The sequence below is a fragment of the Streptomyces sp. NPDC048424 genome, from assembly GCF_040651555.1.
Lineage (GTDB): Bacteria > Actinomycetota > Actinomycetes > Streptomycetales > Streptomycetaceae > Streptomyces.
The window spans coordinates 49,565-64,496 of sequence record NZ_JBEZKE010000002.1 but is presented as its reverse complement, the minus strand read 5'-3'; the positions used below and the strand labels follow the sequence as shown (position 1 = coordinate 64,496).

General features: G+C 72.4%; 17 protein-coding genes. 8 read left to right on the top strand and 9 right to left on the bottom strand.

Going from position 1 to position 14,932, the window contains the following annotated elements; all coding sequences use genetic code 11:
• Positions 1-172: 172 nt before the first annotated feature.
• The 3 genes from AB0D29_RS02790 to AB0D29_RS02780 are packed head-to-tail and all read right to left on the bottom strand — an operon-like array spanning position 173 to position 2,536.
• A complete protein-coding gene (locus AB0D29_RS02790) occupies positions 173-1,876 on the bottom strand; it encodes an RNase A-like domain-containing protein (protein ID WP_362851857.1) in 1,704 nt (567 codons plus the stop codon).
• A complete protein-coding gene (locus AB0D29_RS02785) occupies positions 1,876-2,181 on the bottom strand; it encodes a WXG100 family type VII secretion target (protein WP_362851856.1) in 306 nt (101 codons plus the stop codon). Before AB0D29_RS02785 ends, AB0D29_RS02790 begins: the two co-directional genes overlap by 1 nt.
• Before the next feature lie 22 nt (positions 2,182-2,203).
• Positions 2,204-2,536, bottom strand: coding sequence for a WXG100 family type VII secretion target (locus tag AB0D29_RS02780; RefSeq protein ID WP_362852142.1), 333 nt, complete (start codon positions 2,534-2,536; stop codon positions 2,204-2,206).
• A gap of 359 nt (positions 2,537-2,895) precedes the next feature.
• Between AB0D29_RS02780 and AB0D29_RS02775 the strand changes: the two genes are divergently transcribed.
• Positions 2,896-3,075: a hypothetical protein gene (locus tag AB0D29_RS02775; protein WP_362851855.1), complete on the top strand. Its 180-nt coding sequence runs from the start codon at positions 2,896-2,898 to the stop codon at positions 3,073-3,075.
• A gap of 136 nt (positions 3,076-3,211) precedes the next feature.
• Entirely contained in the window at positions 3,212-4,402 is a 1,191-nt protein-coding gene (locus AB0D29_RS02770) for a lipase family protein (protein ID WP_362851854.1), read from the top strand.
• A 130-nt stretch (positions 4,403-4,532) separates the two neighbouring features.
• Here AB0D29_RS02770 and AB0D29_RS02765 read toward each other — a convergent pair whose 3' ends face one another.
• Positions 4,533-6,443, bottom strand: coding sequence for a long-chain fatty acid--CoA ligase (locus AB0D29_RS02765; protein WP_362851853.1), 1,911 nt, complete (start codon positions 6,441-6,443; stop codon positions 4,533-4,535).
• A gap of 179 nt (positions 6,444-6,622) precedes the next feature.
• The gene (locus AB0D29_RS02760) at positions 6,623-7,453 is read right to left on the bottom strand and encodes an NAD(P)H-binding protein (protein ID WP_362851852.1); all 831 of its coding nucleotides are present in this window, start codon (positions 7,451-7,453) and stop codon (positions 6,623-6,625) included.
• A gap of 82 nt (positions 7,454-7,535) precedes the next feature.
• On the opposite strand from AB0D29_RS02760, the gene AB0D29_RS02755 reads away from it, so the two are divergent.
• Positions 7,536-8,510 (top strand): AraC family transcriptional regulator, encoded by a 975-nt coding sequence (locus AB0D29_RS02755; protein WP_362851851.1) that lies wholly within the window; start codon positions 7,536-7,538, stop codon positions 8,508-8,510.
• A gap of 44 nt (positions 8,511-8,554) precedes the next feature.
• On the opposite strand, the gene AB0D29_RS02750 is transcribed toward AB0D29_RS02755, so the two are convergent.
• Genes AB0D29_RS02750 through AB0D29_RS02740 form a run of 3 tightly spaced genes read right to left on the bottom strand, consistent with a single transcriptional unit; the run spans position 8,555 to position 10,813 of the window.
• On the bottom strand, positions 8,555-9,478 hold the full coding sequence (locus tag AB0D29_RS02750) for a DUF1648 domain-containing protein (RefSeq protein ID WP_362851850.1): 924 nt from the start codon (positions 9,476-9,478) through the stop codon (positions 8,555-8,557).
• A 53-nt stretch (positions 9,479-9,531) separates the two neighbouring features.
• Positions 9,532-9,879 carry a GntR family transcriptional regulator gene (locus AB0D29_RS02745; RefSeq protein WP_362851849.1) on the bottom strand — a complete coding sequence of 116 codons (348 nt, stop codon included), beginning with the start codon at positions 9,877-9,879 and terminating at the stop codon, positions 9,532-9,534.
• Between the two features lie 43 nt (positions 9,880-9,922).
• The gene (locus AB0D29_RS02740; RefSeq protein ID WP_362851848.1) at positions 9,923-10,813 is read right to left on the bottom strand and encodes an MBL fold metallo-hydrolase; all 891 of its coding nucleotides are present in this window, start codon (positions 10,811-10,813) and stop codon (positions 9,923-9,925) included.
• Positions 10,814-10,947: 134 nt separating this feature from the next.
• Between AB0D29_RS02740 and AB0D29_RS02735 the strand changes: the two genes are divergently transcribed.
• Positions 10,948-11,376 carry a MarR family transcriptional regulator gene (locus AB0D29_RS02735; protein WP_362851847.1) on the top strand — a complete coding sequence of 143 codons (429 nt, stop codon included), beginning with the start codon at positions 10,948-10,950 and terminating at the stop codon, positions 11,374-11,376.
• A 3-nt stretch (positions 11,377-11,379) separates the two neighbouring features.
• On the opposite strand, the gene AB0D29_RS02730 is transcribed toward AB0D29_RS02735, so the two are convergent.
• Positions 11,380-11,979: a helix-turn-helix domain-containing protein gene (locus tag AB0D29_RS02730; RefSeq protein WP_362851846.1), complete on the bottom strand. Its 600-nt coding sequence runs from the start codon at positions 11,977-11,979 to the stop codon at positions 11,380-11,382.
• Positions 11,980-12,473: 494 nt separating this feature from the next.
• Between AB0D29_RS02730 and AB0D29_RS02725 the strand changes: the two genes are divergently transcribed.
• The 4 genes from AB0D29_RS02725 to AB0D29_RS02710 are packed head-to-tail and all read left to right on the top strand — an operon-like array spanning position 12,474 to position 14,927.
• Positions 12,474-12,914 (top strand): hypothetical protein, encoded by a 441-nt coding sequence (locus AB0D29_RS02725; RefSeq protein WP_362851845.1) that lies wholly within the window; start codon positions 12,474-12,476, stop codon positions 12,912-12,914.
• A complete protein-coding gene (locus AB0D29_RS02720; RefSeq protein ID WP_362851844.1) occupies positions 12,911-14,299 on the top strand; it encodes a hypothetical protein in 1,389 nt (462 codons plus the stop codon). Before AB0D29_RS02725 ends, AB0D29_RS02720 begins: the two co-directional genes overlap by 4 nt.
• Positions 14,296-14,616 carry a hypothetical protein gene (locus AB0D29_RS02715; RefSeq protein WP_362851843.1) on the top strand — a complete coding sequence of 107 codons (321 nt, stop codon included), beginning with the start codon at positions 14,296-14,298 and terminating at the stop codon, positions 14,614-14,616. The genes AB0D29_RS02720 and AB0D29_RS02715 overlap by 4 nt, the downstream gene beginning before the upstream one ends.
• Positions 14,613-14,927 carry a hypothetical protein gene (locus tag AB0D29_RS02710; protein ID WP_362851842.1) on the top strand — a complete coding sequence of 105 codons (315 nt, stop codon included), beginning with the start codon at positions 14,613-14,615 and terminating at the stop codon, positions 14,925-14,927. Before AB0D29_RS02715 ends, AB0D29_RS02710 begins: the two co-directional genes overlap by 4 nt.
• Positions 14,928-14,932: the final 5 nt, after the last annotated feature.

Genomic DNA, 14,932 nt, shown 5'->3' with positions numbered 1-14,932 from the left:
CCCAGCCCCGCGGGTCCCGGGTCTCCAGACGCATGACCGCCCCCACGTCGAGCCACCACTCGTCGTGCGCGCGCGGAGCGACGCCGACGAACGTGGTGAGCCGCTCGTACAGCTTGAGCGCGTCCGACCACGTCTCCGCGTCGAGTCGTGTCGCTTCCATCATTCGCTCCAACTACTTGGGTGCCGACGTGAAGACGACGAACGGCGGGTTGAGGTCGGGGTCGTACTTGAGACGGGTGGTCACACCGTGGGCGTCCTTGGCGGGCGTCACCTTGTCGTCCACCACCTGCACCGTATGTCCGGTTACCGTGGGAGCGGTGAGCGGGCCCTGGGTCGGGACCGAGGGGACGTCGACGACGAGGGTCTTCTCCGAGGGCGGCGGGTTCTTGAGCCAGTCCTCGATCATCGGAGTGTTCTTCCGAATGTTGTACTGAGTGTATTTCTGCGCCGAGTCCAGATCCGTGAAGGACGAGGCGGTTTCGATGTCGTACTTTCCGTTCGCGCGCTGCTCGTCCTTGATCCGCTGGTAGAGCTGCTCGTCCGTCTTGCCGACGTGCTTGTCGATGGTGTGGGCGCCGTTCAGCCCCTCGTTCGTCGCCAGGTCCAGCGAGTACATGTACGGGAACTGGCTCTCGCCGGCGAGCTGCCAGCTGTGTTCCTTCTTGAACTCGTTGAGCGCGCGGCCGCCGAAGCTGTGGGCGCGGGCGATCTCCGCCTGGTAGGTCGGGGCGCTGTTGATCGAGAAGTCGAGCTCGTGGACGAGGGCCTTGAGCTTGACCGCCGCCTCGCTGAACTCCGTGTGGTAGGTCTCGACGACCGCGTCACACCCCGACTTGTCCATGTGGCTGCGGAACAGGATCACGATCCGGCCGACGACCATGCCGACCGCGAGCCTGGTCAGGTTCATCAGGCTCAGGTCGGTGAGGTCCGAGGCGGTGGCCTTGGCCGCGTTGATGCCGGCCTGGGTGGTGAACTTCCTGGTCTTCTCGGCGATGTCGGAGACGTGTTCCAGGATCTCGGCGACCTTCTCCGCCGTCTCCTTCAGGACGTCGACGATGGGGCGCCGCCCGGACGGCGGCTGGTCCTTGGTGGTCCGCCACTGGCGGCCCGTCTGGCTCCGGTTCCCCTGCGAGTCCATCTGCCGGCCCCACGCGGTGGTGCCCCAGATCGTCTGGCCGAAGGTCCGCATCGCGGTCTGCCACTCGCCCTTGTCCTTCGGGTCGGTGATCCCGGCGATGGCGGTGTTGAATTCGTCCGAGGCCTTCACGGCCTCGGAACCGAGCTTCTTCCACGCCTTGGCCATGTCCCGGACATCGTCGTCCTTGAAGCCCGGGGTGATCTCGTGGACCTTGCCGAGGCGGAGGCCGTCCTCGATGGCGGGCCGGATGACGTCCGCGAGGAAGTCGGGGAACTCACCGATGACGCCGGAGATCCACCACGAGTCGACGTCCTCGCCGGTGCCCGTCCATTTGACGGGGTTGACGGGGCCGTAGCGCGGAGGCTTGTTGATGACCACCGGCTCCGGCCGCCGGGCCGGCTGCGCGCCCTTGCGGCCGCTCGCCTCCCAGTCCGCCAGGACGTAGCTGTTGGCGGTGTGGTTCAGGCCGACGGCGGCTCCGCCGGCGCTGACCACACTGCGGCCCCACGCTTCGAGGAACTTCGCGGTCACTTCCTGGTAGGCGTCGGCGAACGCGTCCGCGCCCCGGCCGGCGCCGGCGGACTGGTTGTACTTGTTCAGGACGTCCACGAGGACGAACGCCCGCTCGGCGTGGGCGAACTGAGCCTCCTTCACCAGGTCGGCCGCATGGTGGACGTGTACCGGCTGGACGTCGAATCCACCGTTCGCCGCCGGGGAGGGCGGGGGCGGTCCGGCCATCAGGCGGCCCCCCAGCCGCGCAGCACGGCCCGGTGCGCGGCGGCGTAGGTGACGTGGCCGTTCACGACGATGTCGTGCAGCCAGGCCTGGGTGGCCTCGAGGTCCTGTGCGGACCGGTCCCATTTGTCGAGCTGGTCGACGAAGGTCTGGCGGGCCTCGCCCTCCCAGGTCAGGACGACCTTCTCGACGCGCCCGTAGAGCAGTTCCAGCTGCTCGTTGAGCGTCTTGAGGATCTCCTCCAGATCCCCGGCCATGCCCTGGAGCGTCGCGAAGTCCGCTGTTATGTGGTCGTCGCCGGACGGCATGAATCCCCCTCGTTCGATCCGGTCACAGGTCGGCGATGCGGCTGCGCGGTGCGGGCGGCGCCGCGGGCGCCGTGTTCGGGGTGGACAGGGCATCGGTCTCCGCCTGGACGTCCACGGAGGACTGGACGCGCCGGAACGCGTCCAGCGTTTCGAGCTCCTGCGCGGTGAATCCGTCCTTACTGAGGCGGACCGCCTTGGCCAGCAGCTTCATGGTCTCCCTGATGTGCACGGCGTCCTCCGCCGCCGCACGGTGCCTGGCCCGGTACACCTCCGAGGCCGGCCCGCGCCATCGCGCTTCGATGCGGTCGACGATCTCGTCCATCCGCAGGAGCTGCTTCTTGAGCACTTCCTGCATCGTGTCGAGATCGGCGGCAAGCGTTTTGAGTTTGCCGCCGTCGACAGTGAGATCTGCCGAGGGACCGCCCGCCCTGGTCGAACTCCCCATGTCTGGCCCAGCGTTCACGATGACTCTCCCCCGAGCACGTCGTCAAGAACTGATCGACATTGACGTTAGCAAACGTTGGGAAGGCGGGTCGTGAGGCTTTTTTCGCCCGGCCCCGGTACCAGCCCCGGCGCCGGCGCCGGCGCGCTGTCAAGTCCCGAGATCGAGTGGCGTGACGGGTCGCTGCCGTCGGGGCCCAATGGAGACACGAGGCTCGGCCTCCGCATCCCGGCCTACCGGGCCCCGCTCCCCCTCGCGTGAAGGAGACCGCCATGACCAGCATCCACCGCCTCGCCCTCCTCAAGGCCGCCATCGCCGTGGGTGCGATACGCGTGGCTCCGAGCGCCATCGGCTCCGCCCGCACGGCCCCCTCCACCGGCACCCTCATCCCCATGAGGCCCGAGTCCGGCGAGGGGACGGAGAACGGCAGCGGCAGGACCCGCGCCGCCTGATCCGGCGCCCCGGGGCCCCGGCGGGTGCGTTTTCGGGCCAGGAAAGCTGAGCTGCACGGTCAGCGACCTCCCTACCGGTCGGTCACTACCTTCGGCTCACCGATCCCCGCCCGGAACGAGCCCCTGGGAGCCCCCCATGCGTTTGCGCAGCACCGCCCTCGCCGCCGTGGCCGCCGCTCTGGCCGTCTCGGCGGTCCCGGCCGCGGTCCCCACCGCCGGCGCCACCGCCTCCGCGGCCACCGCGTCCTCCCCTGGCGGCCCGGCGGGCGGCGCCCCCGGCGACGTCGTCGGCAGCGCCCCGTCCGCCTTCCACCCGCTGCCCGGCCAGCCCACCAACACCAGGGCCTGGAAGATCCACTACCGCTCGACCACCGCCGACGGCATCCCGAACGTCGTCTCCGGCACCGTCATCGTCCCGCAGGACGGCCGGACCGGCCCGCGCCCCCTGATCACGTACGCCGTGGGCACGGTCGGCCTCGGCGACTCCTGCGCGCCGAGCGAGAACCTCCCCCACGGCACCGCCATGGAGGCCAACCTCATCCAGCAGCTCACCCTCCGCGGCTGGGCGGTGGTCGTCACCGACTACGAGGGCCTCGGCACGCCGGGCGTCCACACCTACACGGTCGGCCCCTCCGCCGGGCACGCCGTCCTCGACGCGGCCCGCGCCGCCCAGCGGCTGCCCGGGACGGGCCTGTCACCGACCGGCCCGGTCGGCATCATGGGCTACTCCCAGGGCGGGCAGGCGAGCAGCTGGGCCGCCGAGCTGCAGGGCTCGTACGCCCCCGAGCTCCAGGTGAAGGGCACGGCCACCGGCGGTGTCCCCGCCGACCTGCTGGAGGTGGCCGGCTTCAACAACGGCTCCTACGGCTCCGGGCTCATCTTCATGGCGGCCGCCGGACAGGACGCGGCCTTCCCGGAGCTGAAGCTGGACTCCTACCTCAACCCGGCGGGCCGGCTGCTGGTCGCCGGGATGAAGGAGAACTGCGTGGCGATCGACGCGATCGCCGGTTCCTTCAAGCGGATCTCCGACCTGACCACGCGCGACCCGCTCGCCCAGCCGGACTGGCGGGCCCGGCTGGACCAGAGCCGGCTCGGGCGGACGGCCCCGGCAGCGCCCGTGTACCAGTACCACGCGCTGGGCGACGAGCTGATCCCGTACGGGGTGGGCCGCCGGCTGCGCTCCGACTGGTGCGGCCGGGGCGCGAACCTCGAATTCGACACCGTCTGGGTCGGTGAGCACGTCAGCGGCGTGATCACGCACTCGCTGGCGGCCGGGAACTGGCTGGCGGACCGCTTCGCCGGCCGCCCGACCCACGCCAACTGCTGATCCGGCCCGTCCCGAGCGGCAGCGGGGCGGCCGGGTCCCCGGTCCGCACCCGCGGCCCGCCCGGCCCATCCGTCCCGCGCCCGGCCCGCACCCGCTCGGCCCACCCGGCCCGCGCCCGCCCGGCCCGTCGCTAGACGGTCCGCGGCCCCCGGTACAGCTCCTCGATCCGGTCCGCGTAGTCGCGGGCGACCGCGCCCCGCTTGAGTTTCATCGACGGGGTCAGGTGGCCGCGCGCCTCGGTGAATTCACGGGGCAGGACGGCGAACCGGCGGATCGACTCGGCCCGCGACACCAGCCGGTTCGCCTCGTCGACCGCCCGCTGGAGGTCCGCCAGCAGGGCCTCGTCCCGCACCAGCTCGCGCATCGGCACGCCCTGCTTCTTGTGCATCTGGCGCCAGTGCTGGAGCCCGTCGGGCTCCAGGGTGATCAGCGCGGTGATGTACGGCCGGTTGTCGCCGACCACCATGCACTGGCCGACCAGCGGGTGGGCGCGCAGCCAGTCCTCCAGGGGTGCGGGGGCCACGTTCTTGCCGCCGGAGGTGATGATCAGGTCCTTCTTGCGGCCGGTGATGGTGAGGTACCCGTCGGCGTCGAGCTCCCCGATGTCGCCGGTGGCCAGCCAGCTCCCGTACGGGAGGGCGTGCCCGCTGTTCCAGTAGCCGGCGAAGACGTGGCCGCCGGCCAGCAGGACCTCGCCGTCCTCCGCGATGTGTACGGCCGTGCCCGGAAGCGGCCAGCCCACCGTGCCGAGCCGGGGGTGCTGCGGCGGGGTCACGGTGCTCGCGCCGGTGGTCTCCGTCAGTCCGTAGCCCTCGAAGACCTCGATGCCGGCGCCGGTGTAGAAGGCGGCGAGCCGCCGGCCCAGGGGGGAGCCGCCGCTCAGGATGTAGCGGACGCGGCCGCCGAGGGCGGACCGGATCCGCCGGTAGACGAGCGGGTCGTACAGGGTGCGGCCGGCGCGCAGCACGAGCCCGGGGGCCTTGCCCTTCGCCAGCTCGCCGAGGCGCTGCGCGATGCGGGCGGCGCGGTCGAAGGAGGAGGCCCGGCCCATGCTCTCGGCGGTGGCCCGGGCGGTGTTGTAGACCTTCTCCAGTACGTACGGGATGGCCAGGAGGAAGGTCGGCCGGAAGCCGGCCAGGTCGGCGAGGAGGTCCTCGGTGCTGATGCTGGGTGCGTGTCCGAGCTTGACGCGGGCCCGCAGGCAGCCGACCGCCACCATGCGTCCGAAGACGTGACTGAGCGGGAGGAAGAGGAGGGTGGAGGCCGGGTCCTTGCTGACGGACTTGAAGACGGGGTGCAGCAGCTCGACCGCGTTGTCCACCTGGGCGAAGAAGTTGGCGTGGGTGATCACGCATCCCTTGGGCTGCCCGGTGGTGCCGGAGGTGTAGATGAGGGTGGCGACGCTGTCCGGCGTACGGGCGGCCCGGCGGTTGTGCACCACCGCGTCGGGGATGCGTTCCCCGGCCTTGATCAGCCGGGCCACGGCGCCGGTGTCGAATTCCCACAGGTGCGCCAGCCAGGGCAGGTGGGCCCGCTCGTTGCTGATGAGCCGGGCCTGCGCCGTGTCCTCGACGGCGCAGGCCACGGCTCCGGAGTCCTGGATGATCCAGCGTGCCTGGAGGGCGGAGGAGGTGGGGTAGATCGGTACGGTGACCAGCCCGGCGGCCCATCCGGCGAAGTCGAGCAGGGTCCACTCGTAGGTCGTGCGGGCCATGATCGCCAGCCGGTCGCCCTCGCGCAGCCCTTCGGCGATCAGGCCCTTGGCGACGGCGAGCACCTCGGCCGCGAACTCGGCGGCCGAGACGTCGCGCCAGGACCCGTCCCGCTCCTTGCGGGCGAGGACCGCTTCGCGGGGAGCCTGGTGGGCGTTGTCGAAGGGGATGTCCCCGAGGGATCCCTGCTGCGGCGGTCCCACGAGCGCGGGCACTCGTACCTCGCGCACCACGCCGTCGATCACGGTCTTGACGGGTTCGACGGAGTGGGTGGGACTGGTGGGGCTGGCAGGACTGGCGGGGCTGACGGGCTTCAGCTCGGCTCCCATGGCGCACTCTCCTTGGCTCGGCACGAGCGTTACCGCGGGTAATTTACGTAGCGGTAACCCGGTCCGACCAGCCCCCGGAGCCCTTCTTCACGGACGCTCCACCCCGCTGACACCGATCTGTGCCACTGACACCGATCTGTGCCGCACCCGTGGAGATCAGCGCCGCACCCCCCGGCCGGTCAGTGCCAGACCCCGGTGGCGGCGGTGCGGCGGACGTAGTCGGCGAAGTCGCGGGGCTCGCGGCCGAGGGCGCGCTGAACGCCGTCGGCGAGGGTGGCGAAGCGGCGCTCCTCGATCCAGCCGTTGAGCAGGTTCAGCAGGGCGACGTAGTCCTCGGGCAGGCCCTTGCCCAGGGCGTGGGCCGCGTACTCCTCCGCCGAGACGGGCCGGTAGGCGATGTCGCGGCCGGTGGCGCGGGCGATCTCGCCGACCACCTCGCCGAGACCCAGCAGCCGCGGTCCGGTCAGCTCGTACGCCTGCCCGCCGTGCCCGTCCTCGGTGAGGGCGGCCACGGCCACGTCGGCGATGTCCTCGGCGTCGACGAACGGCTCGACGCCGTCCCCGGTCGACATCACGAACTCACCGTCGAGCAACTGTCCCCGGTAGAAGGGGTCCTCGCTGAAGTTCTGGGCGAACCAGGTCGGCTTCAGGATCGTCCACTGCGCGCCGGACTCCCGTACCGCGCGCTCGGCGGGAAGCTTCTCCTCGCCGTCCGGGACCTCCCAGTCGCGGGCCGAGAGCAGCACCAGCCGCTCCACACCGGTGGCCACGGCCAGCTCGGCGAAGGAGCGCACCGACGCCGCGGCGTCGCTCTGCTGCGAGTCGACCAGATAGGCGGCGCCGGCTCCCTCCAGCGCCGGCTCCCAGGTGTTCTGGTCGTTCCAGTCGAAGCGGGTCGGCCCCTTCCGGGAGGCCGCCCGGACCTCGTGTCCGTGCTGTCGGAGACGGGAGAGCACGCGGCGTCCCGTCTTGCCTGTGCTGCCGAGGACCAGAATCGGTTTCGTCGTCATGCGGCCAGTCAAGTCGCAGCCGATGAGGCGTGGAATGGCCTTCCCGCTCAGATCGATGTCTGAGCGTCTAGGCTCGTTTCGCATGGATGCGTTGGCGAGTCTGCTGTACGAAGTGCGGTCCGACGGGGCCCTGTTCAGCCGGGCCATCCTGGCCCCGCCGTGGTCGATCCGGTTCGCGGACCGCACCCCCCTCACCCTGGTCACGATGCTGCGCGGCTCGGGGCGGATCCTGCCCGGCGGCGACGACGAGCCCGTCGCGCTCGACCGCGGCGACGTGGCCATCGTCGTCGGCGGCCGGCCGTTCACCATCGCCGACACCGCCCACGACGGCCCGGCGGCCCCTCCGCTGTACGTGGTGCACGGCCCCGACCACTGCACGACGGCCGACGGCGCGGAGATCGGCGAGGAACTGGTCCTGGGGGTGCGCACCTGCGGGAACAGCCTGGCCGCCGACGCCCCCAACGTGCTGCTGACCGGCAGCTACCACGTCGGCGGCCGGGTTTCGGAGCGGCTGCTGAGCGCACTCCCCCGGGTGCTCGTGGTCCGCTACGGCGGCGAGCCCGGCCCGATCCTGGACCTCACCGCCCTGGAGATCAGCCGGGACGACCCCGGCCAGCAGGCGGTCCTGGACCGGCTGTTGGACCTGTTGCTGCTGTCCACGCTGCGGGAGTGGTTCACCTGCCCGGAGTCCGACCCGCCGGGGTGGTACCGGGCGCTCGGCGACCCCGTGGCGGGCCCGGCGCTGCGCGTGATCCACGACCGGCCCGCGCGGCCGTGGACCGTGGCGGAGCTCGCCGGGGAGGCCGGCGTATCGCGAGCGACGTTCGCCCGCCGCTTCGGCGACCTGGTCGGCCAGCCGCCCATGGCCTATCTGACGGGCTGGCGGCTGGCGCTGGCGGCCGACCTGCTGGTGCGCACCGAGGCCACGGTGGAGTCGATCGCCCGGCAGGTCGGCTACCGCAGCGCCTTCGGCCTGAGCGTGGCCTTCCAGCGGGTGTACGGCACCCGCCCGAGCCACCACCGCGCGGCCGCCGGCACGGTCCGCAGCGCCTCGTAGGACGTCAGCCAGGACGTCAACGCCTCGTGGGACGTCGGCGCCCCCTAGGGCGTCGAGCGGGTGCCGGCCATGACGGAGTTGAGCAGGGCCGCGCCCCGGGCGGCGTCGTCGACGCTCACCGCGAAGTCCTTGCCGCGGGCGCGGACGACCAGGCATTCCCCGGCGCGCAGCATCACCGTCGTGCCGAGCCCGCTGAGCCGGTAGCCCCAGCCGCCGACCTGGGCGGGCGTCCGGTGCTCGGCGCGGGCCGACTCGATGTCCGCGGCGGCCCAGCGCCGTACGGGCCATCCGAGCGGCCCGAAGCCGACCTCCAGGCCCTGCCCGGTGACCCGTGCCCGTACGGAGGAGAAGGCGAGGAGCGCGAGGGAGGCGACGCCCAACGGCACGACGAGCTGCCACGCCGGCCCGAGCAGCCCGCCCACCCCGGCGATCGCGGCGACGGCCGCTGCGGCCCCGAGGGCGGCGGCGGTCAGCAGGAGCCACCGGTTCGACGTCCGCGCGAGCCATACGAGCCGCTCGCCTGCGGGGATGTCCATGACGGGGGCACCGGCGGCCGGCTTCACGGCCGCCACCGGCTGCTGACGGTTGATCATCGCTCCGGCAAAGCCCGCCAGGACCGCCGCGACGAGCACCGCCGCCACCACCCGGCCGTCCAGCGGATCGGCCTGCCGCCAGTCCTCGTGGTCCAGGTTGGCCCGTACGATCGAGGCCTGCGCACCGGCCAGGAACACACCGCCGGGCAGCAGTACGGTCGCGGCCCGGGCGCGGGCCGCGGCGAACACGGCGACCCCCAGGACCAGTACGGCCCAGAGCGCCGGCGGGAAGGCCAGCGAGGCCCCGAACGACATCGAGCCGTCGGGCGCGCCGGAGCCACCGACACCACCGCCCCAGTGGGTGGCCATCCGGTCCGGCAGCCGTGCGCTCGCCGCCAGGGGCAGCGCCACCAGCACCGCCCCGACCCCGGCCACCCAGCCGGCCGGTCCTAACGCCCCGCCCCCGCCCCTGCCCCTGCTTTCCCCGTTCACGGCGCCCCCTTGATCATTTCGACGAGATCCTCCTTGCCGTAGCCCAGGCGCGCCCCGTCGGCCACCAGCTCGCGTACGCGCTCCAGCAGCGCGGAGCGCGTGTCGGCCCCGACGGCCACGGTCACCCCGCGCCCCCGCCGGAACTCCAGCACCCCTTCGTCGCGCAGGGCGCGCAGCCCGCGCAGGACGGTGTTCGCGTTCACTCCGAGCGCCTGCGCGAGATCCCGCGCGGGCGGCAGCCGGTCCCCGGGGGCGCATTCCCCCTCGGCGACGGCCCGCCGCACGGCCCCGGCCACCTGCTCGTGCAGTGGCCGGTCGTCCGCGATGTTCAGCTTCAGCAACATGGTGCTAATGACGATAGCACCATGCAGATCACCGCTCCAGTGGTCAGGCGTCCAGGGGGCGCCAGGCCGGGCCCTCCCCGTCCCGCTGGACGCGCCCGAAGACGACGTCGGCGAAGTGGACGCCGAAGCCGATCGTGTCGGGCTCCGCCAGCTCGGCGACGAGGCGGTGGCGGTGGTCGGCGGTCCGGGCCCGGTCGTGGTCGAAGGCCGAGGACCAGTCGGGGTGGTCGATCTGGATCGGGGAGTGCACGGCGTCGCCGAAGGCGATCAGGCGCCGTCCGCCGCCGGTGATGACGTACTCGGCGTGCCCGACGGTGTGGCCGGGGGTGATCCGCACGTGCACGCCGGGGAAGATCTCCTGCCCGTCCGTGACGGTACGCACCCGCGGCGCGAGGGCCGCGACCTGCTCACCCATGCCCTGGGCTTCCAGGAGGTCGCGCCGCTCCCATTCCGGCTCGGAGATCAGGTAGTCGGCGTGGGCGAAGACCGGCTGGTCGCCGCCGGGGGCGGGGTGGCAGGCCCAGCCGAGGTGGTCGGCGTGGAGGTGGGTGAACGCCACCGCCTCGATGCCCTCGGGGCGGCGGCCGAGTTCGGCCAGGCCGTCGGCGAGCGCGCCTCCGTGGATCGCGCTGATGGGGCCGTCCGGAGCCTCGTGCGCCTGCGGGCCGAAGCCCGCGTCGATCAACAGCGCGCGGTCGCCGTGCTCCACGAGCAGCGCGCCGACGCTGCCGACGAGGTGGCCCGTGGCGTCCAGGTACTCCGGGTGCGCGGCCCACACCTCGTCGGTGGTGCCGGGGAGCACGCTCAGCGGCCGGAGCCGCACATCGCCGTCCGGGACGTACGACACCTTCGTGTCGCCGAGCCGTATCGAGCGGATGCCCGCCGGCCGGCGCAGCCTTACGTCCTGGTCGTGGTCCACCGTCAACTCGGCCATGGGCCCTCTTCCGTGAGTCGTCATCAGGCCGCCGCGGGGTCCGTTCCCCGCGGCGACGACGTCACCATAAGCATCAAGCTCGAATCATTCAAGCTGGAAATATTCAGCCTTGACGGACTTGCTAGGGTGATGGCATGACGACGTCCCCCGAGCAGCAGGTCATCGCCGAGCGCCAGCTGTGCGGCCTGGTGAACGGACTGGCCCAGCGGATCGCCGAGCACGTACGGGAGCGCGCCGCCACCCTCGGCCTCACCGCGCCGCAGGCGACCGCGCTGCGGGAGATGAGCGGGCCGATGACCATGCGGGAGCTCGCCGAACGCATGAGCTGCGAGCCCTCCAACACGACCTTCGTCATCGACAAGCTGGAGAAGCAGAGCCTGGTGGAGCGCCATCCGCACCCCACCGACCGCCGCGCCAAGCACCTCGTCCTCACCGCCGAGGGCACCGCGCTGCGCGAACGCCTCCTCGCCCTCCTCGCCGTGGACTCCCCCCTGTCCGGCCTCACCCCCCAGGACCAGCGCGTCCTGCACGCCCTCCTGGAACAGGCCGTCACCTCCCCCTGAGCCCTACGCGGCGGCCGGCGGACAGCCGCGGCAACGGCCCGGGGCCGGGACCCGGAAGGCGCGATCGCAGTTGTCGCAGTTCTGGAGGGGATCCGGCCGTATGGGCCGCCGGACCACCGGGGCGGGCGGCAGGTGCGGCGGGATCAGCGCGCCGAGCCGGTACGCGAGGACGGACGCCGGGTCGCGCATGCGCTCGGGCAGGCCGCCGGACAGCACCCGTGCGACCGCCTCGGGGTCGGCCCCGCGCTCCAGCCAGGCCGACACCCCCGGCACGAGCCGCCGTACGTCGCGTTCGGCCAGCAGGAGCCGGGGATCGTGGCGCCGCAGCCCGGCGAGCAGATCGGCCGCACCGTGGTGCAACGCCCGCGGCACGGGCAGAGCGTCCAACGCCCGCGCCCGAACCGGCGCCGGCTCGCGCTCCAGGTAGCCGTGCCGCTCCAACTCCCGCAGGGCGGAGGCGATCCGTACCTCCCCCTCGCGGAACCGGTCCGTGAGCGCCTCGATCCCGACGGGGGCCCCGTCGGGCAGCGACTGGATGTAGGCGGCGACCCCGATCGCCGTCGCCGACAGATCGGCGTGCTGGAGGAGGTGGTTGCCCACCACGGTGAAGTGACTTCGGTGCGGCGTGTTGACGTGAATGACACCGGATCGGGGGGTCCCGGGTCGAACACGGGCCGCTGCGCGCGTCGGGGCGCTAAGGTTCTGAAGAGCCATTGGGAAGGTCGTGCTTCCTTGTTGGTCAGGCCCTCGGCCGGGATGCCAGTCCCGTCGGGGGCCGTCTCATTTCCGTGGTGGTCGGGGCGAGCATATGTCCGCCAACCATCCCCAAATCCAGCCCAGTTGGCACGTTTCACCCATCCGAGCGACACGGTCCGGGTTTGCTGGGGTTGGTTGGTTCTTCCCCCCGGTTCTTTGGTCCTTTGACGTCGGCCCCCACCGCGTCGCGGCCCCCCACGACCCGGCCACCACCCCACCGGCGCACTGGCCCGGCCGGCAGGGGGCGAGGGGTTGGGGGCTTTGGGGGGTGAGGGGCGGTGGGGGCGCGAGGGAGGTGGTGCGACTTAACATGCGCATGACCACCACAGCGGGGGGAAGTCATGACGTTCGACGCGGAGTGGGCCGAGTGCAAGGCCGCCGCGCAGGCCGGGCAGCAGGCCGGGGAGCAGCCCGTTCCCCTGCGCGTCCATCAGCCGGCGCCCGCCGGGAGCCTGGTGGCCGGGGCCCCGTCCATCAACGGGAACGCGAACCTGCTGATCGAGATCGCCGCGCTCCTGCACGAGGGCCGTCCCGACGGTGACGCGAGCACGATGGCCCGCGCACCCCGCGCTCACCCCGATGTCGCGGCGCAGGCCCTGCGCTTCGCGCGGTTCGCCGACGACCAGTTCAAGGACACGGTGGCCCTGTTCGCCGGCCTGGCCACCCGCCTGAAGACCGCCGGGACCGGCTTCGCCCGGGTCGACGACGACACCGCCGCCTCGTTCCTCCGCATGGTCGTCGACACGGGCGTGTACGTGAAGCCGGAGGACAAGGACCGTTGAGCAGCGGCCTGAGCCACCACGCGGACGTCCGCTTCCTCGCCGAGTGCAACCCCGCGCTCGTCGAGCGCAACGCCGACGAGTTCCGCCGGCTGCGCGAGCTCCTCGTACAGGTCGAGGAACCCGCCCTGCGGGCGGAGCGGCGCACCCAGTGGCACAGCGAGGGGAGCGAGACGTACCGCTCGCGCCTCACCGACGCCCGGGAGCTGGTGACGCACATGGCCGAGGCCTTCGACAAGGCCGCGAGCGCCCTGCACGCCTACGCCCTGGCCCTCACCACCGCCAAGTCCCACTACGGCAACGGCACGCGGTCGGAGCGGGCGCTCGCCGCGCTGATCGCCACCAAGGGCGTCGCGATCACCAAGGTCGCGCAGGAGGCGGAACCGATGCGCCAGTGGGAGGACATGCGCGCCACGACCGGCGTCTTCGACTTCCTGGCCGAGGTCACCCTGGACGTGGACGACATCCGCGACGAGGCGAACCGGCTCCACGACGACGCGGGCGGCAGCTTCCATCTGGCCCGGACGGTCGAGCAGGAGGCGCGCGGGGCTTGCGTCCACGCGATGGAGCAGGCGTACGAGCTGATGCCCGAGCTGCGGATCCGCGGCGGCGAACGGCCCGACCTGTACGCCGCCATGGCGGACCTGCGCCGGGAGGGCGAGGGGGCGCGCACCAGCCCGCTGACGCACCTGCCGGGCAGCGGCCCGAAGCGGGAGGTGCACGGGACGGTCGGGGACACGTACATGTCGCCGGAGCTCAAGGACATCCGCACGCGCATCGCCGGGCTGCCGCAGGGCGAGGACATGTACTGGAACCCGCCGGAGAGCGACGCGGAGAAGGCCCGGTGGATCTCCCGCAACAAGGAGGTCCTGCGGGCCGCCGCCGAGCACGCGGGACTGCCCGAGGCGCTGGTCGCGGGCATCGCCTGGAACGAGATCTCCGGGCAGCCCGGCTACGCCGACGACATCACCGACCACCTGCGGCACGCGGCCGCCTTCCCGCTGAGCCCGATCACGCCCGAGCACCTCCCCCACCGGCTCGGCGGCGTGCCCGACCAGACCTCCTTCGGGCCGATCGCCATCCAGCTGCGGCGCGGTGCCGAGGTCCTCGGCTACGACCCCGCGCACCTCACGGAGGCCCAGCGCGCCCTGGTGGAGGAGTCCCTCCAGGACCACCGGCAGAACGCGTTCATCGCCGCCGGCCACCTGGCCCAGATCAAGGCGGAGACCGCGTACGCGGACGTACCGGCCGACCAGTTGACCGAGGCCCAGATGCGCGAGATCGCCGCCCGCTACAACGGCGGCCCGTACTGGGAGTCGCAGAAGGCCCAGAACTACGGCGATGATTTCACCGACGGACTCGGCCAGGTGAAGGAAGCGATGCGATGACGCACCCGCGCGCGGGCGTCGACCTGCCCGAGGACCAGGGCCGGCTCAGGTGGGTCGTCGGGGTCCCGCTCGCCCTCGTCAACCTGCTCGACGCCTTCTTCGTCTACTCGGCGGTGCGCTACGGGCCGGCGGCCGAGTGGGACGACCAGGGGTACGCGGGGACGACGGCGGTCTGTCTCCTCGCCCTCGGCCTCAGCCTGACCGGCTTCCTCCTCACCCTCGTCCCGCCCGTCCGCCGGATGCTGGGCCCGTGGTGGCTCGCCCCGCCGGTCGTCCTCGGGGCGATCGCCTGGATCCGGATGGTGACGCTGTCATGAGGCTCCCCCGCGAGAACATCGACCTGCCCGAGGACCGGGGCTGTCTGCAGTGGGTGCTGGGCGTCCCGCTCGTGCTGCTCTACGTGCCCGCCGCGTTCGCGTGTTACGTCGCCCTGGCCCTGCGGCCCGAGTCGCCGTACGACCAGGTCCGCGACGACGCGCGGTTCATGGGCGACTGCTCCGTCGTGCTGTGTCTGCTCGGGCTGCTGATCACCATCACCCCCGTGTTCCGGCGGACGATGGGCCGGTGGTGGTTCGCCGTGCCGGTCCTGCTCGCGACGGTCGCGTACTTCCGCGCCCGGACCGTCTGACGGTC